General features: G+C 65.9%; 19 protein-coding genes. 3 read left to right on the top strand and 16 right to left on the bottom strand.

Annotated features, from left to right (window positions below):
• Complete coding sequence (locus GNX95_RS01840; protein ID WP_163505312.1) at positions 1-594, bottom strand: dihydrofolate reductase family protein; 594 nt, start codon at positions 592-594, stop codon at positions 1-3.
• Positions 595-605: 11 nt separating this feature from the next.
• On the bottom strand, positions 606-2,009 hold the full coding sequence (locus GNX95_RS01835; RefSeq protein WP_222853335.1) for an alpha/beta hydrolase family protein: 1,404 nt from the start codon (positions 2,007-2,009) through the stop codon (positions 606-608).
• A gap of 107 nt (positions 2,010-2,116) precedes the next feature.
• Here GNX95_RS01835 and GNX95_RS01830 point away from each other — a divergent pair, with 107 nt between their 5' ends.
• A complete protein-coding gene (locus GNX95_RS01830) occupies positions 2,117-4,807 on the top strand; it encodes an AfsR/SARP family transcriptional regulator (RefSeq protein ID WP_163505310.1) in 2,691 nt (896 codons plus the stop codon).
• On the opposite strand, the gene GNX95_RS01825 is transcribed toward GNX95_RS01830, so the two are convergent.
• The 10 genes from GNX95_RS01825 to GNX95_RS01780 form a co-directional block, all read right to left on the bottom strand.
• On the bottom strand, positions 4,794-5,102 hold the full coding sequence (locus tag GNX95_RS01825) for a DUF1048 domain-containing protein (protein WP_163505308.1): 309 nt from the start codon (positions 5,100-5,102) through the stop codon (positions 4,794-4,796). The genes GNX95_RS01830 and GNX95_RS01825 overlap by 14 nt on opposite strands.
• A 1-nt stretch (position 5,103) precedes the next feature.
• Positions 5,104-5,454, bottom strand: a complete 351-nt coding sequence (locus GNX95_RS01820; RefSeq protein ID WP_163505306.1) for a DUF1048 domain-containing protein — start codon at positions 5,452-5,454, stop codon at positions 5,104-5,106.
• Positions 5,455-5,471: 17 nt separating this feature from the next.
• Positions 5,472-6,239, bottom strand: a complete 768-nt coding sequence (locus GNX95_RS01815; RefSeq protein ID WP_163505305.1) for an ABC transporter permease — start codon at positions 6,237-6,239, stop codon at positions 5,472-5,474.
• Positions 6,236-6,994, bottom strand: coding sequence for an ABC transporter ATP-binding protein (locus GNX95_RS01810; protein ID WP_163505303.1), 759 nt, complete (start codon positions 6,992-6,994; stop codon positions 6,236-6,238). The genes GNX95_RS01815 and GNX95_RS01810 overlap by 4 nt, the downstream gene beginning before the upstream one ends.
• Positions 6,994-7,323, bottom strand: coding sequence for a PadR family transcriptional regulator (locus GNX95_RS01805; RefSeq protein ID WP_163505301.1), 330 nt, complete (start codon positions 7,321-7,323; stop codon positions 6,994-6,996). Before GNX95_RS01805 ends, GNX95_RS01810 begins: the two co-directional genes overlap by 1 nt.
• 424 nt (positions 7,324-7,747) lie before the next feature.
• The gene (gene rhaI / locus GNX95_RS01800; RefSeq protein WP_163505299.1) at positions 7,748-8,911 is read right to left on the bottom strand and encodes an L-rhamnose isomerase; all 1,164 of its coding nucleotides are present in this window, start codon (positions 8,909-8,911) and stop codon (positions 7,748-7,750) included.
• Positions 8,912-8,916: 5 nt separating this feature from the next.
• The gene (locus tag GNX95_RS01795; RefSeq protein WP_222853334.1) at positions 8,917-11,148 is read right to left on the bottom strand and encodes an alpha-L-rhamnosidase; all 2,232 of its coding nucleotides are present in this window, start codon (positions 11,146-11,148) and stop codon (positions 8,917-8,919) included.
• 24 nt (positions 11,149-11,172) lie between these two features.
• Entirely contained in the window at positions 11,173-12,006 is an 834-nt protein-coding gene (locus GNX95_RS01790) for a carbohydrate ABC transporter permease (RefSeq protein ID WP_163505297.1), read from the bottom strand.
• Positions 12,003-12,944: a carbohydrate ABC transporter permease gene (locus GNX95_RS01785; protein ID WP_163505295.1), complete on the bottom strand. Its 942-nt coding sequence runs from the start codon at positions 12,942-12,944 to the stop codon at positions 12,003-12,005. Before GNX95_RS01785 ends, GNX95_RS01790 begins: the two co-directional genes overlap by 4 nt.
• A gap of 26 nt (positions 12,945-12,970) precedes the next feature.
• Positions 12,971-14,278, bottom strand: a complete 1,308-nt coding sequence (locus GNX95_RS01780) for an ABC transporter substrate-binding protein (protein WP_163505293.1) — start codon at positions 14,276-14,278, stop codon at positions 12,971-12,973.
• Between the two features lie 336 nt (positions 14,279-14,614).
• Here GNX95_RS01780 and GNX95_RS01775 point away from each other — a divergent pair, with 336 nt between their 5' ends.
• Entirely contained in the window at positions 14,615-15,379 is a 765-nt protein-coding gene (locus GNX95_RS01775) for an alpha/beta fold hydrolase (RefSeq protein ID WP_281356862.1), read from the top strand.
• 17 nt (positions 15,380-15,396) lie between these two features.
• On the opposite strand, the gene GNX95_RS01770 is transcribed toward GNX95_RS01775, so the two are convergent.
• Positions 15,397-15,999 (bottom strand): gamma carbonic anhydrase family protein, encoded by a 603-nt coding sequence (locus tag GNX95_RS01770; protein WP_163505286.1) that lies wholly within the window; start codon positions 15,997-15,999, stop codon positions 15,397-15,399.
• A 276-nt stretch (positions 16,000-16,275) separates the two neighbouring features.
• Positions 16,276-17,118, bottom strand: coding sequence for a S1 family peptidase (locus tag GNX95_RS01765; RefSeq protein ID WP_222853333.1), 843 nt, complete (start codon positions 17,116-17,118; stop codon positions 16,276-16,278).
• Between the two features lie 129 nt (positions 17,119-17,247).
• On the opposite strand from GNX95_RS01765, the gene GNX95_RS01760 reads away from it, so the two are divergent.
• Positions 17,248-18,993 (top strand): hypothetical protein, encoded by a 1,746-nt coding sequence (locus GNX95_RS01760; protein WP_163505284.1) that lies wholly within the window; start codon positions 17,248-17,250, stop codon positions 18,991-18,993.
• On the opposite strand, the gene GNX95_RS01755 is transcribed toward GNX95_RS01760, so the two are convergent.
• Entirely contained in the window at positions 18,983-20,200 is a 1,218-nt protein-coding gene (locus tag GNX95_RS01755; protein WP_163505283.1) for an FAD-dependent monooxygenase, read from the bottom strand. The two genes, GNX95_RS01760 and GNX95_RS01755, sit on opposite strands and share 11 nt — an antisense overlap.
• A gap of 72 nt (positions 20,201-20,272) precedes the next feature.
• Positions 20,273-20,509 carry a hypothetical protein gene (locus tag GNX95_RS01750; protein ID WP_163505282.1) on the bottom strand — a complete coding sequence of 79 codons (237 nt, stop codon included), beginning with the start codon at positions 20,507-20,509 and terminating at the stop codon, positions 20,273-20,275.
• Between the last annotated feature and the right edge of the window lie 8 nt (positions 20,510-20,517).

Genomic DNA, 20,517 nt, shown 5'->3' with positions numbered 1-20,517 from the left:
TCAAACGATGTCGTAGACCAGGTGTGTCGCGGTGGAGGTGACAGTGACGCTCCGCTGCACGAGCGTACGCGTCGCGCCGCCGGTGAACAGCGGTGTGCCGGCACCGAGCACGACGGGTGAAAGGTGTACGAAAAGCACGTCGACCAACCCGGCTTCGAGCGCCGAGTGGATCGACGCGCCGCCACCCATGAGGACGACATCTCGGCCGGACGGCGCTTTCTGGCGCGCGACGGCGACGGCGTCGGACACGCCGGTGGTGACAAAGGTCCAGTCAAGATTGGTCAGCCGCACCGATTCCGGCGGCGAACTGGTCATGACCACAAACGCCGGCTTTCCGACCTCGGTGGCGCCATAGCCGACCTGCTCGCTCCACCCCTTCGGCCCGTCGACCACGTCGAAGAGCCGGCGGCCGAGGATGACCGCTCCGGAGCGAGCGGTCCCCTCCCGCAGGATCCGGCGATCTTCGTCGTCGCCAGAAAAAGCCCAGGTGTGCAGCGCCTCGCCGCCGTCGCCGAGACCGTTGTCGGGGCCGGCGTTCGGACCGGTGACGAAGCCGTCGAGAGAGATCGAGATGTCGGCAACAACGCGCGTCATGTCAGTTCCTTTCAGCGTGATGGACGCAGTGATCGCGGTGGGGTGAAGGAAAGAAATGCTGGCGGCATGGCTTTGTCTTGGAAGGTGGGGAAATCGAGGACGTTCTGATAGTCAGGACCGTACGCGGCGGCCTCACGGTTGAGCTGCGACGGTCGCAGGTCAGGCCACCGGCCGGTGTCGATACGTTGCAGCAAAGCACGAATCGCGACGAGTTCTTCGGCGTCGCTGATGGCGCAGTGCATTCCGCGGTCGGTAAACAGCTGCCGCAGTTGATCGCGCCGGTCGACCTGCTGCGCATACCACCGCTCCTGGTCCGGCACCGCGCCTCCGTCTTTCGGCGTGTGTACGGTGATGACCGGCACCGGCGTACGACCGCTGGGGACCCAGAAACGGTAGAGATAGCCGACCGCGGACGGGCTGGCTGCGATCCGCGGTGCCGCATTGAGCCTGGCGAGGTCGGTGTCCAGATCGAGGCCGGCCGACGCGTACGCGGTGCGCACCTGCCGGGTCAGCGCGGATCTGGCCAGCTGCGCCCGATAGTCGATGCCGAGGTTCCACGAGGGATTTCCGCCGGCACGGCGTTCGATGTCGGCGGCGCGTTCGTACGGCCCGGCGAAAAGCAGGTAGCTGCTGAGCCATTCCGCCTGCGCGCGGATCTGACCGTCCAAGGTGGACGGCGGCGGCTCATGACCGGAGAAGGCGCCGGGGATGTTGCCGAACGACGCGGCGAGCGCGATCCGTGCTCTGCCTTGCGGCGTGGCGACCGCGTCGTTGATGGCCTTGGCAAGCAGGTCGTTGCTGTGTTTGGGATCGCGAGCCAGGACCAGGTCGATGTCCTGATCTTTTGCCGGTACGAGCAGGGTTTTGACCGCGTACAGCATGTCGAGCGCGGTGTTCAGCGTGGCTCCGGCGTCCAGCTCGGCGCACATCGTCGCCACGCCGGCAAACCGTCCGGGGTTGCGCTCGGCCAGCTCGACCGCGATGAGACCGCCGTGCGACTGGCCGGTCGACAGCGTACGGCGCGGATGTCCGATGTTTGCGTCAAACCAGTCCAGCAGGGCGATCTGGTCGTGCAGCGCCGGCTCGGTCACATAGCCGGTGACTCCGGTGAAGTTGGACGCGGCCAGCGCGTAGCCGTTGTCGAGCAGCCACGTCGCGGTGCGTGACCGGTCCGGCGGCCGGTTGGCCAGCCAGATGCCACCAGGCGGCGCGCCGACGGTGGTCGGCCAGTCGCCGTGGCTGAACAACACCAGTGTGCCGTTCCAGCGCCGCGGCATCTCGATCCGGAAATCCGCGCTGCCGATCGTGCCGGTGATCGTTCGCCGGCCGGTTTCGGCAGCGGTGACCGGACCGCTGGCGAGCAGGACGACCACGGTGGCGACATAACCGGCGACGCGGAGCCAACGGTGGATCATATCGCTCCTTCGATGAGTTGCGTTTTCGCGAAATGATCGTCAGCTTCGCGTACGGCGGTGGCAGAGTGCTGTCAGTCCGGTGAAACTCGGCTGAGGAGGTGCCGTCCATGCTGACTGTCGACCTGCTCGGCGCCTTGCGCGTCGCACTGGACGGACGGCCGGTCGAGCTGCCGGCCGGACGGTTGCGCGCGCTTTTGGCTGTGTTGGCGCTGTCGGCGGGCCGGACGGTCTCGACGGACGAGCTGGCGGCGGCCGTCTGGGGACCGGAGGCCGGCGGCGACGCGCGAGCCAATGTGCGTACGAACATCAAGCGGTTGCGCCAGGTCCTCGGCGCCGCGGAGGTGATCGCGGCTCGACCAGGCGGCTATCTGTTGAACGTCGATCCCGATCAGGTGGACGTGCTTCGTTTCGGCCGGCTGCTCGATGAGGCCGCGGCGACGTCGGACCCAGCCACCGAGCGGTGCCGGCTGGACGCCGCGTTGGCACTGTGGCGCGGCTTTCCTCTCGACGGCATCCGGATCGACCGCGCGGTCGGACCCGCGCTGGAAGGCCGATATCTGACAACGTTGGAGCGGCGGACCGACCTCGACCTCGCCGCCGGCTCGCGTCCGGAGCCGACGGCGCTCGTCGCGGCAGCCGAGCGCCATCCGCTGCGCGAGTCGCTGTGCGTACGGCTGCTCCAGGTGCTGGCGGCAGCCGGTCGTCCGGCAGAGGCGCTGGAGCGGTACGAGACGATCCGGCGGCGGCTTGCCGACGAGCTCGGCGTCGATCCGAGCCCTGAGCTGCGGCAGGTGTACGCGGACCTGCTCGCCGGTCGCGGTCCGAGCCAGCTGCCGTCGGTCCCCCGCCAGCTGCCGCCCGGCGTCCATGGATTCGCCGGACGCGAGTGCGAGCTGGCGGCGCTCGACGGGTTGCTCGATCCGCGCCGGCGGTCGTTGCCGGTGGCGGTGATCGCCGGCACGGCCGGCATCGGAAAGACGACGCTCGCCGTGCATTGGGGACACCGGATCGCCAGCCACTTTCCGGACGGCCAGCTCTATCTGAACCTCCGCGGCTACGACCCGTCGGACGTCGTACGGCCAGAGGCAGCGATCCGCGAGTTTCTCGACGCGTTGCGGGTGCCGCCACACGAGATCCCGGATGGCGCGGCGGCTCAGGCCGGCCTGTTTCGCAGCCTGCTCGCCGAGCGGCGCATGCTCGTCCTGCTGGACAACGCTCGCGACGCCGACCAGGTCATCCCGCTGCTGCCCGGCGCGTCCGGCTGCCTGGTCGTCGTCACCAGCCGTGAGCACCTCACCGGCCTGGTCATGGCGTGCGGCGCACGCTCGGTCACGCTCGACCTGTTGCCGCCGAGCGAGGCCAGACGGCTGCTGGCCAGCCGGCTCGGCGCCGACCGGATCGCCATCGAGCCGGCCGCGACCGACGAGATCATCCGGCGCTGCGCCGGTTTGCCGCTGGCGCTGGCCATCGCGGCCGCTCGAGGCGCGATCCGTCCCGCGCATCCGCTCGACGCGCTCGCCACCGAGCTTCGCGACGCCCTCGGCGCGCTGGACCGGGCCGCCGGCGTACGCGCCGTCTTCTCCTGGTCGTACGGGACGCTCAGCGAGCCGGCGGCCCGGCTGTTCCGGCTGGTCGCCGGCCTGCATCCCGGCCCGCACAGCACGACCGCGGCCACGGCGAGCCTGGCCGGCATCCCGGACTCGCAGGCGTCGGCGCTGTTGGCCGAGCTGGCCCGCGCCAACCTGCTGACCGAGCCCGCGCCGGATCGGTTTTCCTGCCACGACCTGCTTCGCGCGTACGCGGCCGAGCTCTGCCAGGCCCACGACGCGGATCGAGCGGCCGCGCGGCAACGCGTCGTCGACCACTACGTACGTGCCGCCGAGGCGGCCGCCGCGCGGCTGGCTTCGATGGAGCGTGGACCAGGCGACGCCGTCACCACGGCGAGCTGGTTCGCCACCGAGCGCCACGTCCTGCTCGCCGTCCTGAAGCTCGCCGTCACGGCCGGGCTCGACCGGCAGGTCTGCGCCCTGGCGGAGGCGCTGTCCATTTTTCTGCACCGCCACGGCCATTGGCACGATCGAGCCGACGTACAGCGTGCCGCCGTCGACGCGGCACGCCGGCTCCACGACCCGACGGCGGAAACACGCGCGCTCTGCAACCTGGCTCGCGCACTTGCCGACCTCGGACGTTTCGACGACGCGCACACGTGTTTCGACAACGCGTCGCAAGACGACCCGTGGACGCACCACAATCGCGACATCGTCTACGCCATCCAGGGCCACCCGGCCGACGCACTCGATGCCGCAGTCCGCGCGTACGACCTCTTCGAACAACAAGGTGACCAGGCCGGTCAGGCGATCGCGCTCACCGACATCGGCTGGCACCACGGCCGGCTCGGAAACCACCTGCGAGCCGTTGAGCTGTGCGAGCAAGCCCTTGTCCTGCACCAAAAACTTGGCAACCGTACGTACGAGGCGCACACGCTGTCCTGCCTCGCCGACAGTCATCTCACCGCCGGCGACCCGGCCGCGGCCGCCGCCTGGTGGCGCCAGGCGCTCGACCTTTTCCGAGAGATCAGCGATGTTTACGGCGAGGCAAGCACACTCGCCCACCTCGGAGCCTGTCATCACCACGCCGGCGACGACGTGGCCGCGTACGAACACTGGCATGCGGCCCGTCTGGTGCTCGATCAGCTCGACGCGTACACCTTCGAGCAGATCTACGGCCAGCTGGCCAGCTACGACCGGCGCGCGGCCGACGCCTTCCGCGACACCGCCAAGGGCGCTATTTCTTGTTGATGGTGTCTCGATAACTGTCCGCGTACGTCGGCGAGTCCTTCACCAAATCGTCGCAGAATGCCGCCACATCGGTGCCGATGAGTTCGAGGACTCCTTTGCCTGCCGCCGCTCCTTCCTCGAAGAAGTCGACGATGCCTGGCAGCAGCGTGCCGTCGGTCAATCCGACCGGTCCGACCTTGAAGAAATACTTCTGGATTTCCTTGTAGACGATCTGATAGTCGCGCGGCAGTGCCTTGACCCGCGCCATGTGCGCACGCCACTGCTTCTTGCCCTCGATGATGTCCTGGATCCCCATGTCAGCCCCGTCCCAGTTTCCTCGCGACATTTCGGTTCAGCTGGTCGCGCCACCGGTCGCGATAGGTGCGCGCTCCCTCGCCGCCGGCCAGTGCCGCGCAGAAACCGGCGATGTCGTCACCGAGCACATCCTCGATGCTCTGCTCCTCGGCCGCCGTCTCCTCGAGCAGTCCGAGAGCGCTGTCGAAAATCGGCATCAGGTTGCGGCCGGTGAAGTCCGAGTACGAGAAAAGATGCGTCTTCATCTCCTCCCAGGCCGCGCGATAGTCGGCCGGCAACACGGCGGCGCGTGCTTCGAACGTCTTCCATTCCTTGGTGAGATCGTTTCCGGTGACCGTGTCCCAGAAGTTCATGTGTCCGTCCTCTCCAGCTAGGAGATCTTGCGGCGATAGATGACCATCGCCAGAGCGAAGGCGACAACGAGGATGCCAACCATCCAGGAAAGTGCGCTCCAGATGTCGCCGCTGACTGGCTGCTGGGCGAAAAGATCGCGTATCGTGTTGACGATCGGCGTCACCGGCTGGTTGTCGGCGAACCATCGTACCGGCCCGGGCATGGTGTTGGTCGGCACGAACGCCGAGCTGATGAATGGCAGGAATATCAGCGGATACGAGAACGCGCTCGCGCCGGAGATGGATTTCGCGGTGAGGCCGGGAATGACGGCGACCCAGGTCAACGCGAGGGTGAACAGGACCAGGATGCCGGCAACCGCGAGCCACGCCAACACGCCAGCACCGGTGCGAAAACCCATCACGAGCGCGACGACGAAGACGACCGCGACCGAAATGAGGTTAGCCACCAGCGAGGTCAGCACGTGCGACCAGAGCACACCCGAGCGCGCGATCGGCATCGACTGGAAGCGGCCGAATATTCCGGTCGTCATGTCGGTGAAGAGCCGGAACGCCGTGTACGAGATGCCGGAGGCGATCGTCATGAGCAGAATGCCCGGCAGCAGATAGCCGACGTAGGTGCCGCTGCTGGCTCCGCGACTGATCGCGCCGCCGAAAACGTACACGAACAGCAACATCATCGCGATCGGGACGATCGCCGTCGTAATAATCGTGTCCATGCTGCGTGTGACGTGTTTCAACGACCGTGCGGTGAGTACGGCGGTGTCGCTGACGAGGTGAGTGCTCATGGCGTGGTCACCTTTCCACCATCGCCGACGATCGCCAGGAACACGTCTTCGAGGCTCGGCTGCTTTTCGACGTATTCCACCTTGGCCGGCGGCAGCAACCGCTTGAGCTCGTCGAGCGTGCCGTTCACGATGATCCGACCTTCGTGCAGGATCGCGATCCGGTCGGCGAGTTGCTCGGCCTCGTCCAGATATTGCGTGGTCAGCAGCACCGTCGTGCCGCCGGAGGACAGTTTCTTCACGGCATTCCAGACTTCGATGCGTGCCTGCGGATCGAGTCCGGTCGTCGGCTCGTCGAGGAAGATGACCGGCGGACTGCCGATGAGGCTCATCGCGATGTCGAGGCGGCGCCGCATGCCACCGGAATACGTCGCGACCCGCCGCGCGGCAGCGTCGGTCAGCGAAAACCGCTCCAGCAGGTCATCCGCGACACGGCCAGGCTTGCCGACGTGCCGTAAACGCGCCACCAAGACGAGATTTTCGCGCCCGCTCAGGATTTCGTCGACGGCGGCGAACTGGCCGGTGAGGCTGATCGACCGCCGTACGTCCGCGGGTTGCCTGGCGACGTCGAATCCATTGACCGCGGCGGTGCCGCTGTCGGCTCGCAGCAGCGTGGCGAGGATGTTGACAATGGTGGTCTTGCCCGCGCCGTTAGAGCCGAGCAACGCGAAGATGCTGCCGCGCGCCACGTCGACATCCACGCCACGCAGCACTTCGAGCTTGCCGTACGACTTTTTCAGGTCTCGCACACGAATCATCACATAACTCCTTGCCGGAGTTGGTGGAGCCGATCCACCAGAAACCCCCACGTTGTCCAGAATTCTTCGAGGTAATCGTGTCCGTGCGCGTTGAGCGAATAGACCTTGCGCGGCGGACCCTTTTCCGACGGCACCTTCTCCACGTCGACGAGCCCCTGCCGCTCGACCCGCACCAGCAGGGCGTAGATGGTGCCTTCGGCGATGTCGGCGAAGCCCTGGTCGCGCAGCCATGCGGTGATCTCATAGCCGTACGCAGGCCGACCGGCCAGGATCGCCAGCACGATGCCTTCCAAGGTGCCTTTGAGCAGCTCCGTTGCCTGCCTACCCATGGACGCGTCCTTCTACTCAATGTCACTGACTACCGGTAGATAGTAGCGCTGACTACCAGTAGATAGCAACACCAAGTAGCTGGTCTCCTGCAAGCCCACGAAGTCGGGGCGACCGAATCCACCAACTCACCACGGCCAGGAAACTGCGACTAGGGTCTGTCTCCATATTCCGGGGGGATGAGAGTCGAGATCCAAACGTCAGGCGGCCCGAGAAAGATGTGACAGCGGCTCGGCTATCGCCCCGCGCGGAAGATGAAGATAGACCCTAGGTGTTTCTGAAATGGGATGCCGGGTCCGGTGATCCAGAAGGCGGCTGGGCGTGCCGGGAAAGCGCCCTCATACCGGGCGTATCCGGGCGCCTTCCCGGTGCGTCCACGCGGCTTCTGGGACGCCCGAACCGGCGTGCCAGTTCAGAAACACGCCACTAGGCTCCCCAGCCGGCTTGGACGCCGCCGACACGGTCGGCTTCGATCTTCTCCTGATAGCCGGATGCCGCATACGTCGTCATCGGATCGGCTGGAAGACCGCGCGACTCGCGCCAGTCGGCGAGCGCCGGTCGTACGTCGGTATAGAAAGCGTCCATGACAATTTCGTTGGCACCGAGCACATCGCCGGCAGACTGCGCGGCGGCGAGTGCGTCGCGGTCGATGAGCAGAGCGCGCGCGGTCATCTCCTGTACGTTCAGCACGGAACGGATCTGCCCTGGCACCTTCTTTTCGATGTTGTGGCACTGGTCCAGCATGAACACCACGTCGGGACTGTTCAGTCCCCCGCCGCGTACGACCTCGGCGAGGATGCGGAACAGCTGGAACGGGTCAGCGGCGCCGACGATCAGATCGTCGTCGGCATAAAACCGCGAATTGAAGTCAAACGAGCCGAGCTTTCCCAGCCGCAGAAGCTGAGCGACGATGAACTCGATGTTCGTGCCGGGCGCGTGATGGCCGGTGTCGAGGCACACCTTCGCCTTGTCGCCCAGCGCCACCGTGTGCGCATAGCTGGTCCCCCAGTCCGGCACATCGGTGTGATAAAAGGCCGGCTCGAAAAACTTGTATTCCAGTACGAGCCGCTGCTCGTCGCCGAGACGCTGATAAATCCGCCGCAGCGAGTCGGCAAGACGGTCCTGACGAGAGCGGATGTCGTCCTGGCCGGGATAGTTTGTGCCATCGGCAAGCCAGATCTTCAGGTCGCGGCTCCCGGTCTCGTGCATCACCTCGATGCACCGGAAATGATGGTCGATCGCTTTCTGCCGGACCGTCGGGTCGGAATGTGTGAGCGAGCCAAGCTTGTACGCGTCGTCCTGGAAGGTGTTGGAGTTGACCGTGCCGATCGAAACGCCGTTGTCCTCGGCGTGCCGGCGCAGATCGGCGAACGAATCGACCAGATCCCACGGAATATGGACGGCGACCTTGGGTGCGAGGCCGGTGTGCTTGTGCACCTGCGCCGCGTCCGACACCTTCTCGAACGGATCGCGCGGAGTGCCCGGCGAGCCGAACACCTTGAAGCGGGTGCCCGAGTTTCCAAAGGCCCAGCTGGGAAGTTCGATCGTCTGCGCGGCGAGTGCCGGCGCGATGCCGGACAGCTCAGTCATGACTCTCAGCGCGCTCCCGTGACCGAGAGCTGGCCGGCTTCCAGCTGCCGGTCGGCCTGGCCGGGCAGCCGCAGCACACCTTCCACTCCCGGCGGAATGTCGACGTCTACGGTGATCTCGTCATCGGACACGACCCACTTTACCGCTATCCGCCCGTGCCGCGTTTTCAACGAGGTCTCCACTTCGGTGAGGCCGCCGCCAGGCCGCGGAGCGATGAGCACCTTCGCATAGCCGGGCGCCAGCGGAGCGATGCCACCGACGACGCGGTGCATCCAGTCGGCGACCGCGCCGAGCGCGTAATGATTGAAGGAAGTCATCTCGCCGGGGTTGATCGTGCCGTCCGGCAACATCGAATCCCAGCGTTCCCACACGGTGGTCGCCCCCATCGTGACCGGATAGAGCCAGGACGGACACTCGCGCTCCAGCAGGAGTTTGTACGCGTCGTCAAGATGGCCGGTCCGCGTGAGCGCGTCGGTGACGAACGGCGTGCCGGCGAATCCGGTCGAAATGCGATAGCCGGCCTGCGCGCACAGCTCGGCGAGCCGATCGCCGGCCACCGCCTCGTCCTGCGCGTCGAGCAGGCCGAAGACGATCGCCAGCGCGTACACGGTCGTACAGTCGCTGAAAACCCGGCCATCGTGGACATAATGCTCGCTGAAAGCAGCCCGGAGTTTTCTCGCGAAATCGGCAAATTCCGCCTGCTCGGCCGACAGTCCGAGAATTGCCGCCGACTCGGCCACGATGACGGCCGACCGGTACGCGCAGGCCGTCGCCACGACGCCGGGGTCGGCCTTCGCCTGCGCCGGACGCTCGGGCGGCGCATCCGGGTCCAGCCAGTCACCAAACTGGAAACCGGTGTCCCACAGCCCGTTTGGCGACAGCAGCGAGCGTACCCGGCGCACGTGCGCGGCCATGGAGTCGAACTGAGCGCGCAGCACCTGGTCGTTTCCGTACGCCTGATAGAGAGTCCACGGGACCCACACGCCGGCGTCGCTCCAGATCGTGGTCGACTCCACCGGGCGGTCGAGGAACTTCAACACATCCGGCACGACGTACGGAATGATGCCGTCGTGGTGCGCCTGCTCCAGCGCCAGGTTGGCCAGCCAGTCGCGGAGAAATGCCTCCACGTCGTACAAAAAAGCGGCCGTCGGCGCGAACGCCGCGATGTCACCGGTCCATCCCAGCCGCTCGTCGCGCTGCGGACAGTCGGTCGGCACGTCGACGAAGTTGCCGCGCATCCCCCACACCACGTTTTCGTGGAACTGGTTCAACAACGGGTCCGAGCTGCGGAAGGTGCCGATCCGTTCGAGGTCGGATCCGATCGCCACGGCCGTCAGGTCCTCCGGCCTGAGTTCTCCCGGCCAGCCGGTGATTTCCGCGTATCGGAAGCCGTGGAAGGTGAAGGTTGGTTCGAACTCGTCACGGCCGCCACTGAGAACGAACCGGTCGGTCGCCAGGGCCGTACGCAACGGCCGCGTGCCCAGCTCGCCATTCTCCAGGACTTCCGCGTGCCTGATGGAAATCTCCGCACCTGCTTCGCCTTGCACGGTGACCCTGATCCAGCCGACCAGGTTCTGACCGAAGTCCACCAGGGTCTTTCCGGATGGCGACGTGGATATCTCTGTTACGGCCAGCTCTTTCCAACGCGTAACGCGGGGACCGACGTACGGCGTGAGGATGTCGGTGTCGAAGTCGAGGACGTGTACGCCGCACCAGCCATCACCGGCGAAGCCGGCATCGAGCCAGGAGTCGTCACGCCGGCGCGCGTCGATGGTCTGGCCGTCGTACAGGTCGTTCGCGAGCACGGCGCTCGGCCCGGCGGTCCAGGTCTCGTCCGTGCCGACGACCTGCGTCGAGCCGTCTTCGAACGTGACCTCAAGCTGCGCGAACGCGCCAAGTTCCTTGCCATAGAAGGCCGAACGCCCGGACCAACCCAGCCGGCCGCGGAACCAGCCGTTGCCAAGCGCGAGGCCGATGACGCTCGTGTCGTCAATCAGGTCCGTGACGTCGTACGTCGCATACCGAAGACGCCATTCGTAGCTGCTCCAGCCCGGCGTCAGCAGATCGTCGGAGACCGGCCTGCCGTTAAGCCAACCCTCCACCACACCAAAAGCGCTAAGCGACAGGGACGCGCTCGTAACGGCGCCGTGACCAGGATCGAGGCTGAACTCCCTCCGCAGCAGCGGCGCGCCATCGAAGTCCTTGTCTGCGGCGATCATGCGAGCTTGCCAGTTCATGGACTCTCTTTCCGTCGGGTTGCCTCAGCCTTTGATGGCGCCGCTGGTCATGCCACTGACGATCTGCCGGTTGAAGAAGATGTAGGCGACCAGCGGCGGAATGGTGACCAGGAAAATGGCCATGAACAGCTGGTTGTAGAAGCTCAGGTTTTGGCCGGAGAAGGTGTAGAGCGCCAACTGTACGGTCACATTTTGGTCGCCTGGCAGGAAATAGAGCGGTCCGGCGAAGTCGTTGAATACGAAGACCGCCTGCACCACGATCACCGTCACGATCACCGGCCGCAGCAGCGGCAGCACGACCTGGAAGAACAGCCGCACCGGTCCGGCGCCGTCGAGCACCGCGGCCTCGTCGAGCTCGCGCGGGATCGTCCTGACGAACACGCGGAAAAGCAGGATGCAGAAGGACAACCCCAGCGTCGTCTCGACGAGGATCATCCCGGGAATGGTGCCGAACAGCTTGAGTCCCTGCAGGACCCAGATGGTCGGCACCACCGCCGGCGGCACGATCAGGCCGGCGAGGACGAAGAAGTTGACGACCGGTCCCCATTTGCTCTTCTTGCGAGCGAGCACATATCCGGCCATCGCGGAGATGATCACCATGAGCGTGACCGAGCCGACCGTCAGGACGGCGCTGTTGATGATCGCGCGCCAGATCACGCCGTCATTGGAGGTGAGCGTGTCGCGCAGGTTCTGGAAGAAGACCCACCGCGTCGGCCAGGAAAACGCGAAGTTGGACGCCTCCGCCGGTGTTTTCGCCGCCTGCAGCAGCACGAACGCGAACGGTACGAGGAAGACCACCACGGACACCAGGATCGCGATGACACCGACGATCCAGGCTCGGAGCCGCCGGCGGTTCACAGCTCCACCTGCTTTCTGTTGAGGACGTACGAAAGCGGGACCATGATCGCGGTGACCAGGAGGAAGAGCACGACGTTGCCGGCGGTCGACAGGCCGAAGAAGCCGGCCTGGTATTCCTTGTAGATCACCGACGCGAGCACGTCACTGGTGAAACCGGGGCCGCCGCCGGTGGTGACCCAGATGATCTCGAAGGACCGCAGTCCGCCGATCAGCGAGAGGATGATCACCGTCGCGGTCGCACCGCGGCACAGTGGAATCGTGATCTGGCGCAGCGTCTTCCAGCCGCCGGCACCGTCGATCTTCGCGGCTTCGAAGTACTCGTGCGGAATGGCGACGATTCCGGCCATGAAGATGAGCGTCGCGATGCCGACGCCCTTCCAGACGTCCACGGCCGCGATCGTGTAGAGCGCGAGGTGTGGATCGGTGAACCAGCCAGGCTCGGGCAGTCCGAAGAAGCCGAGCACCGCGTTGACCATGCCGTGAAATGGATCGAGCAACGACTTGAACATGATCCCGACGCCGATCGTCGAGATCAGCACCGGAAAGAACACGACGGCACGGAGATAACCACGACCGACGACCGGTCCGGTCAGCAGCAACGCGAGGAAGAATCCGGCGACCACCTTGGTCCCCGACGTGATCACCGCGTAGATCAGCGTGTTGACGAAGCTGCTGTAGAGCTGCGGGTTCTGGAAGAACTGGACGAAGTTGGCGAAGCCGATGAACGTCGAGTCGAACAGCGACCAACGCGTCAAGGAGAAATAGAATGACGAGAACGTCGGAATGGCAAAGAACACCACGTACAAGGCGATCGCCGGGATGAAGAACCAGGTCGGATAGTACGACCGGATCCGTCGTCGTTTCCCCGGCGCGGACGCGTCGACCCTGACGTCGGCCGCGCGGATCGCGGTCGCCGAGTTGGCGGTCGAGGTCGGCATGGCGTCACTCCTCGTCCGGGTTGGCCCTACCAGCCTTTGAGTCCGAGCTGCTGCGCCTGTGCTTTCACGTCGTTGTCGTAAAGAGCCGCGCCGGCGGCGCCGGAGGTGATGCCGGAACCGACCTGGATGAGGATCTTTTCCAGGTTTGGCCCCTTGATCGGCGACACGAACTCGAGCGCCAGCCCGGTTTTCTTGACGTTCTGGTAGGTCAGCTCGTCGGCCACCAGCGCCGGCGTGTTGGCCGGCAGCTTGCAGCTGCTGATCGCGTACGGCCCGGACGGCACCTGCGCCTTGTTCTGGATCTCGCAGCCGGCCGGAGAGTTCAGGAAAGCGACGAGCTTCTTGGCCGACACGAGCTTGTCGCCGGTCGTCGACTTCGGGATGTACGCTCCGCCTGGTTCCCAGATCGTCGCGTGCGGTTCACCGGAGTCGGTCGGCATCGCGAAATAGCCGATGTCGTTGACCTGAGCCGGATTGCTCTGCACCACGTTGCCGATCGCCACGGTGATCATCGGATACTGCGCGGCCGCGCCGGTGGCGAGCAGCTTCAGCGCGTTGACGTTGGTCAGCGAGGCGAAGTCTTTGTTCATCAAGCCGAGCTTGAAAATCTGCTCGGTGTGCGTGAAGCCGGCAAGCGCTGGCGGGTTCACGTACTTTGCTTTGTTGTTGGTGTAGTCGGTGGCCCAGTTCGGGTCTTTCGCGCTCACGTTGGCAAAGTCGGCGAGGACGAAGAGCTGGCTGGTCCAGGTGTCACCGAACGACTGCAGCACCGGGGTGATGCCGGCGGCCTTGATTTTCTGGCTGTTACTGATGAACTGGGCCCAGCTGGTCGGCACCGACAATCCCAGCTTCGCGTAGACCTTCTTGTTGTACATGATGCCGCCGTCGAAGGTCGTCCCCCACGGCGCACCGTACACACCCTTCGGTGTGCTGACCGTTTTCTTGAAATCAGGGCTGATATCCTTCACCCATGGCTCGTCGGTGAGCGGCTGGAGCTGTGAGTCCGGATGCAACGCCTGGAAAAGCGACCCGGAGTTGTACAGGAAAACGTCGTCCATCGTCCCGGTCGACAGCCTGGTCTTGATCAGGTTGTCGCCTTCGGTGCCGCCCGGCCGCGTGTCGACCTTGACCTTGATCGTCGGGTTGGCCTTCTGGAATGCGGCCGCGAAGTCGTTCGCCGTCTTGGTGGCGACCGGGTCGTTTCCGCCGGCCATGAGGGTGATCGTCGAACCGGACCCGCCGCCGGTCGCACCGCAGCCAACCAGCGTGCCGCCGAACACGGCCGCGCCCGCGAGAGTGGCGGCAACGCGAGCTGCCGTACGTCGAGAGAACATGAACAGCCTCCCTGAGGTGGCGCCGCAGCTCCCGTCGGGTATTCCGGAGGGGATGCATTGAAACGCTTCAACAGAAGCTAGGAGCGCGAGCGGAAGGCGTCAATGGTGGTGTCCGATTGTAACGATTCAGTCGGGTGAATCGTACGCGCTTCGGCTGATTCGTGGCGAGATGCCGACGCTCCAACAGCCGTCGACCATTCTACGAAACCCGGCGGCTTGCGAACTTGTTTTCTTGATCTCACAGGGCAGCTCCACTCGCCGAACGTCACGTTTCACCGCCACGGCGTTGACCGCGGCTATTTCCACTGTGCGGGAGTGAGGAGGTAACCTCGGCGGGTGCGGAATCGGACCGGCCACATCGCCTGGCAGCTTTTTGGTGAGAAACCACGGATTTTGCTCTTGCATGGGATGAGCGACTCAGCCGCGTGCTGGGATCCGTTGATTCCGTTCTTCACCTCCTACGGCGGCGTGGTGGCGACCGACGCGCGCGGACACGGCGGCTCGGGACTGCCGGAGGAGCCGTTGGCCGAAGCTGTGCTCGCGGCCGACGCGGCCATGGTGTTGGACGAGCTTGACGCGGGGCCGGTAGTCGCGATTGGCCACTCGATGGGGGCCGCGACCGCCGCGCACCTCGGTCGCATCCGTCCGGATCTGGTCAGTGCCGCCGTACTCGAGGACCCGCCGACGTCTGGTCGCCAACAACACCCGGGTGGACATCCGGCGCCGGACTGGCTCGCCGACCTGCGTACGCTCGACCCGCAGGCCACCGTCGATCGGGGCCGCGCCGACAATCCCGCGTGGCCGGCGGACGAACTTCCGCCCTGGGCAAGGTCGAAACACGAGATGGATCTGGAATTTTTCGGCCGTCTCAGCCAAGCGTCACCGCCGCTGGTCGATGTGCTCGGAGCAGTCAGCTGCCCGGTCCTCCTTCTGCACGGCGACCCCGACCGCGGCGGCATCGTCACCGCCGAGGTCGCCGCCGAATGCGAACGCGAGGCTGGCGGTTCGCTGACCGTCAGGCACATCGACGGAGTCGGACACAACATTCACCGCGAGGCACGCGACCGATACAAAACCGTCGTCGGCGAATTCTTGGCCTGATAACGGAGACGCTGGCGTCAGAGAATTCTGTTCGTACGGTGACGCTCGAGTGCGCGACCGTAGCGGCGGGTCATCTCGGGCATGGTGTTCTCGCCGGAGGCGTCGCGCGGTAGTCCGAAAACATAGCCGGGGAAATCCAGTTCTCGTTGGATTTCCCAGATCTGTTCGTGCTCGGACGGTGCGAACAGCCGGGCGGGGTCGCCCACCGCGACCCAGCCGATCGGTACGACCGTCGACTCGGGCAGCACACTCCGCAGGTGCACCACCGCGCTGATCCGCACCTCCGCGCGTGAGCCGATTCTCGCGCCGTTGAAAATCCGTGTGCCGGTGGCCAGAAACACCTCGTCCGCCACACTGCATCCGGTCAGGTAGGCCATCGGCCCGACCAACACATGCCGCCCGACCCGCACCGGATCACGCGGAGTGCCGCGGAGCACCGCGTTTTCCATCACCACCACGTGTTCTTCCAGGACGACGGGGCCACCGTCGGCGGTCAGCACGGCACCGAACAGGACCTGGCAATGCGGTCCGACCCGGACATCACCACACAAGGTGGCGTTCGGCGCGACGTACGCGGTCGGATCCACGGACGGACTTTGGCCGTTGTGCTCGATCAACATCGGTTCACCCCTCCAAAAAGACAGGCAGCCGAAATCGTACGACCCCGCGCGGACGACCGCCCATCGACGCACGATGCTGACTGCTCCTTTCTGCCACCTGGTCGCCGGGAGCAGGTCACGGCGACATCTCGTTGAGAGCACGCAGATGGTCAGAGGCCAGGAACAGGTGTGCGAGGACCGGGCTTTCCGTTCCACCTGGCCATTTTCACCGGTCCGAACGGGCGCCTGGGCGGCCGGGTGACGGCCCGGGCGTGGGGGTCCGGGCCGTCACATGGCTCAGTGGTTCGGGTAGATCGTGTCGATGATCCAGCCGCGCGACGCTACGACAGAAGTGTCGATGTCGGGAGTCTGCCCGCAGATGTCACCTGGCCCTCGACTCACCACACCGGCCAGTTGCCACCGGCCGTCGATCTTCCACAGCACTGGCGAACCGGAGTCGCCGCCGCACGAACCTGACACTTTGTCAGGATTCTCAACGCAGAAGTCACCCGGCCGGATGCCGTACGCGTCACCGGCGGTCGGGTCGCTGACGCATTCAGGAGTGGCCGGATCCACGACCGGCGAGTCCAGCTCGTTCAGTCCGACCGGCAGCTGCGTCGGGCTGTTCTGGTCGATTGTCGTATAGCCCCAGCCAATCTGGCGCGTCATGGTGCCCGGCGGCGGCATCTTCGCCACCATCGCGGCCCGCTGGTTGGGCACCACGTGCTCAAGACGCAGCAGCGCGATGTCCTTGCCGTCGTTACGATCCGCCTTGTTGACCCAGTCCCACCGGACCTCGATCTGCGCCACGTTCGCCACCGTGCCGCCGGTCGTACGGTCATTCGACCCGATCCGTACGTGGAACGTCGACGGCGGCAGGCTGGTGTACGGCGCGCCGTTCACGCCGGGTTTGGTGACACAGTGCGCGGCCGTGATCACCCAGTTGTCGGACACCAATGTCCCACCACACCATTGCGTGTTCGGATCACCTTTGTATTCGCGCTGGATGGACACGACGAATGGATAGTTCTCAGATGCCGGATGACCGTTGATGATCGCCTGCGCCGGCGCGGCGCCGGCGAGCACGAGGCCAGCCGCCACCATCGCGGAAGCCGCGCGCCACAGCGTACGAGATTTCACCTCGAAGAAACCCTTTCGGTCGAGTGTGTAAGAGCAGGGTGAATTTTAGCGCTCAACAGCCAAGTTGATCACGCGGTGGTAGCGATATTTCGCTTGACCCGCCAGGAAGACGGGCAACACAGTGGGGCGGTGAATGTCCCAGAAAAGGTACGCTCCAGTTTCGTGGCCCCGGCGCGCCGCCTTCCCGGCGGAGCCGGCACGTCCTGGCAGATCGACGCGCTGGTCCTCAAACCCGATCAGGATCCGGCCGAGGCCGAGTGGACGGCCGGGGTGTACGCCGGCCTGCGCACCTCGGGGTTTCGAGTCCCGCGACCGGTGCCGGCGGTCGACGGCTCCTGGACGGTCGATGGATGGGCCGCGTGGACGTACGTGGACGGCACGCCCGGCGCGTTGGAGCACTGGCCTGAGCTGATCGCCGCCAGCCGCGCGTTTCACCTGGCCCTGGCCGGCGTACCAGCGCCGGATTGGCTGAGCCAGGAACGCAATCGGTGGGTCGTCGCCGACCACGTGGCGTGGGATGGGGCGGCCGTCGAGTTGGCGCCGGAGCTCGCCGACCTGATCGACGCGCTGCTGGCGACCACCAGACCGGTGCGGCTGCGCGACCAGCTGATTCACGGTGACCTCGCCGGCAACGTGCTGTTCGCCGACGGCCAGCCGCCGGCCGTGATCGACTTCTCGCCATACTGGCGGCCGGCCGCGTACGCGCTTGCCGTCGCCGCGGTCGATTTGCTGGCCTGGTCAAATGCGCCACCGGAGATCCTCGACGAGCTCGACGACGAGGACGAGATCGACCAGTTGTTGGTACGTGCGTTGGCGTGTCGGCTGGTGACCGAGTCGCTCGGCCGGCCGGACCGGGAAAGCCGGCTGGCGGTCCGCCGGGCCAACGCTCCGGTGGTCGACCTGCTGCTGTCGCGGCTGACCGGCCGGCCGGCGGCCGGCTATCTGACCGACCGGCAGATCGCGGAGCAGGCCAGCCACCTGCTCGGACGTGACATCGGCGTGCTGCGGCCGGCGCCGGGTGGCTACAGCAGGTCCGTACGTCGGATCGCGGACTCCGTGTTCGTCAAGGCCGGGCCGGAGCTCGACGTGGAGCTGGCCGCGTACGACGCGCTGCCGGCCAGTGCCATGATCGCGAGCACTCGCGAACCAGTGCCGATGCTCGTACTGGAGGCGCTTGCCGCGGACGGTTGGGTCCGCGACTGGACGCCGGAACTCATCGACGCCACCGACAGGTTGCTTCAGGACCTGCACGCGCTGCCGACTCCGAGCGGCGTCCCCACAGTCGCCGCGACAACGAATCCATGGGACGCGATCTCCGCCGATCTCGGTCGGCTGCTGTGGATGGACGTGTGTTCCGCGGACTGGCTTGCAGAGCACCTGGCCGCGTTGCAGGCGGCGGCCGCCGACGCGCCCCTCAAGGGCGCCAGCCTGCTGCATCGCGACGTATGCGCCGCCAACCTGTGGCATCGCGACGGCCGGCTCGTACTCGTGGACTGGGCCTCGGCCGGGGTCGGCGATCCGTGGCTCGACCGGCATCTCTGGCTGGTCGCGATGCATGCGGAAGGTGGTCCGCCGCCGGAGGACCACCAGGGACCGTACGCGGTCAACTACGCGGCTCTGATCGCCGGCCAACAACCTCTGCTGACGCCGTCACGCGACTCGAACCCGGCGTTGTTCCAGCTGCGTCGCCGGCGTCTCGAAGTGGCGTTGTCCTGGTCCGCACGACTTCTCGGCCTTCCGGATCCACTCGATCAGGCCGGCTCAACCGTTGCTGTCGCATGTGCCGGAGCGGCGAAATCGTCGACCGTCTCGGCCGTCAGCGCCTTGGGTTTCCGCGGCGGCGGAAATCCCTTTCACCGGTGGCCTATGACATGACCGGCTGTACGGTCGTGGGCCTGGTGTCCGGCAGTTCCTTGTAGTCGGGCAGGTCGACGCCGTTGATGGCGCGTTGGATCAGGTCGAGGTCCCATTCGGGTTCGGTGTGGTGTTGGGTGCCGTTGAGGCTGTTTGCGTGGAGGCGGCCGATTTTCTGGTTGGCTTGCACGTACGGGAGCATCCGGTGTTGGTAGGCGGTGAATCCGGTGTGTGGGTCCCAGTCGGCGGCGGCCAGTTCGCTGGCCAGCAGGTAGGCGCCGACCAGGGCCAGGCCGGTGCCGCCGCCGGACATCGGTGAGGAACTGTAGGCGGCATCGCCGATCAGCCCGACCCGCCCGTTGGACCAGTGCGGCATCACCACCTGGGCGACCTGGTCCAGGTAGAAGTCCGGCGTGTCATCGGCGTGGCCCAGGATGCGCGGAGTCAACCATCCCATCCCCTCCATCCGCTCCCGCAGCAACCGCTTCTGCGCCGCGACGTCCCGATAGTCGACCTGGAAATCAGCCGCCGGGAAAGACAACATCGCCATCGCCCGGCTCGGATCCGGGACCGGCCGCAAACCAGCCGAACGCCCCGAGGCAGCGTCCCGGTAGTCCAACAACCACCGCCCCAACCCAAACTCGTTCGGCACACTGTAGAAGGCCAACACCAACCCCAAATGACGAACAAACCGCTCATGCGGCCCGAACACCATCGCCCGCAACGCCGAATGCAACCCATCCGCGCCCACCACCAAATCAAACCGCCGCCAACCACCACCACCAGCACCACCGGCACCGGCGAACAGCACATCAACACCCTCGCCGTCCTGAGTCAGCTCAGCGATCCGATCCCCAAACACATACTCCACCCCATCCCGCGTGTCCTCATACAACACCCGGGACAGATCACCCCGCAGAATCTCAATCTCCGCGATATACCCATCCCCACCATCATCCTCCGCACGAAACGTCTCCACCACCGCCCCATCCACATCCACCGTGTACGCACCAGCCGTCAACGTCCGCGCCGCCCGCACCCGCGCCTCCAACCCCATCCGACCAATCACCTCCCGCGCCACCCCACGCGCATCCACCGCCTGACCACCCCCACGCAACCCCAACGCCCGCTCCACCACCGTCACCCGCGCACCACGCCGACACAACCAATGCGCCAACGCCGGCCCCGCGATACTCGCACCAGCCACCAACACCCTCACACCACTCATCTGCCCGCCTCCTGTTGATTCGTCGTCAAGACATCGCTTTCACACAAAGAAAGGTCCGACGCTCACGATCCATCACGCGGCGGCGCGCGTCGTCGTCAGGATTGGTGATTTCACAACCTGAGCCGGCGATCGCCAGCTCGACTTGGCCAGCTGCCGCGCGTAGTCGACACCGGCGTTGCCGTCCGGGTTGCCGCCGGCGCGACCGAGCAGTTCGGCCTGGCCGGCGGGTCCGAACGCTCCGACCGTGATGAACCGCTCGAGTCGTACGCGGCCGCGATGACGCCAGAGCCCGGCAATTGTGCTCGGCACACGAATTC

The sequence above is a fragment of the Fodinicola acaciae genome (assembly GCF_010993745.1).
GTDB classification, from domain to species: Bacteria; Actinomycetota; Actinomycetes; order Mycobacteriales; family HKI-0501; genus Fodinicola; species Fodinicola acaciae.
Note: the sequence above shows the minus strand (reverse complement) of the source record. Positions and strands in the feature narration are given on the sequence as shown.

Bases quoted from the DNA above. Each gene is read 5' to 3' on its own strand.
- GNX95_RS01840 (WP_163505312.1), bottom strand. From the start codon at position 594: ATGACGCGCGTTGTTGCCGACATCTCGATCTCTCTCGACGGCTTCGTC.
- GNX95_RS01835 (WP_222853335.1), bottom strand. From the start codon at position 2,009: ATGATCCACCGTTGGCTCCGCGTCGCCGGTTATGTCGCCACCGTGGTC.
- GNX95_RS01830 (WP_163505310.1), top strand. From the start codon at position 2,117: ATGCTGACTGTCGACCTGCTCGGCGCCTTGCGCGTCGCACTGGACGGA.
- GNX95_RS01825 (WP_163505308.1), bottom strand. From the start codon at position 5,102: ATGGGGATCCAGGACATCATCGAGGGCAAGAAGCAGTGGCGTGCGCAC.
- GNX95_RS01820 (WP_163505306.1), bottom strand. From the start codon at position 5,454: ATGAACTTCTGGGACACGGTCACCGGAAACGATCTCACCAAGGAATGG.
- GNX95_RS01815 (WP_163505305.1), bottom strand. From the start codon at position 6,239: ATGAGCACTCACCTCGTCAGCGACACCGCCGTACTCACCGCACGGTCG.
- GNX95_RS01810 (WP_163505303.1), bottom strand. From the start codon at position 6,994: ATGATTCGTGTGCGAGACCTGAAAAAGTCGTACGGCAAGCTCGAAGTG.
- GNX95_RS01805 (WP_163505301.1), bottom strand. From the start codon at position 7,323: ATGGGTAGGCAGGCAACGGAGCTGCTCAAAGGCACCTTGGAAGGCATC.
- rhaI (WP_163505299.1), bottom strand. From the start codon at position 8,911: ATGACTGAGCTGTCCGGCATCGCGCCGGCACTCGCCGCGCAGACGATC.
- GNX95_RS01795 (WP_222853334.1), bottom strand. From the start codon at position 11,148: ATGAACTGGCAAGCTCGCATGATCGCCGCAGACAAGGACTTCGATGGC.
- GNX95_RS01785 (WP_163505295.1), bottom strand. From the start codon at position 12,944: ATGCCGACCTCGACCGCCAACTCGGCGACCGCGATCCGCGCGGCCGAC.
- GNX95_RS01780 (WP_163505293.1), bottom strand. From the start codon at position 14,278: ATGTTCTCTCGACGTACGGCAGCTCGCGTTGCCGCCACTCTCGCGGGC.
- GNX95_RS01770 (WP_163505286.1), bottom strand. From the start codon at position 15,999: ATGTTGATCGAGCACAACGGCCAAAGTCCGTCCGTGGATCCGACCGCG.
- GNX95_RS01755 (WP_163505283.1), bottom strand. From the start codon at position 20,200: ATGAGTGGTGTGAGGGTGTTGGTGGCTGGTGCGAGTATCGCGGGGCCG.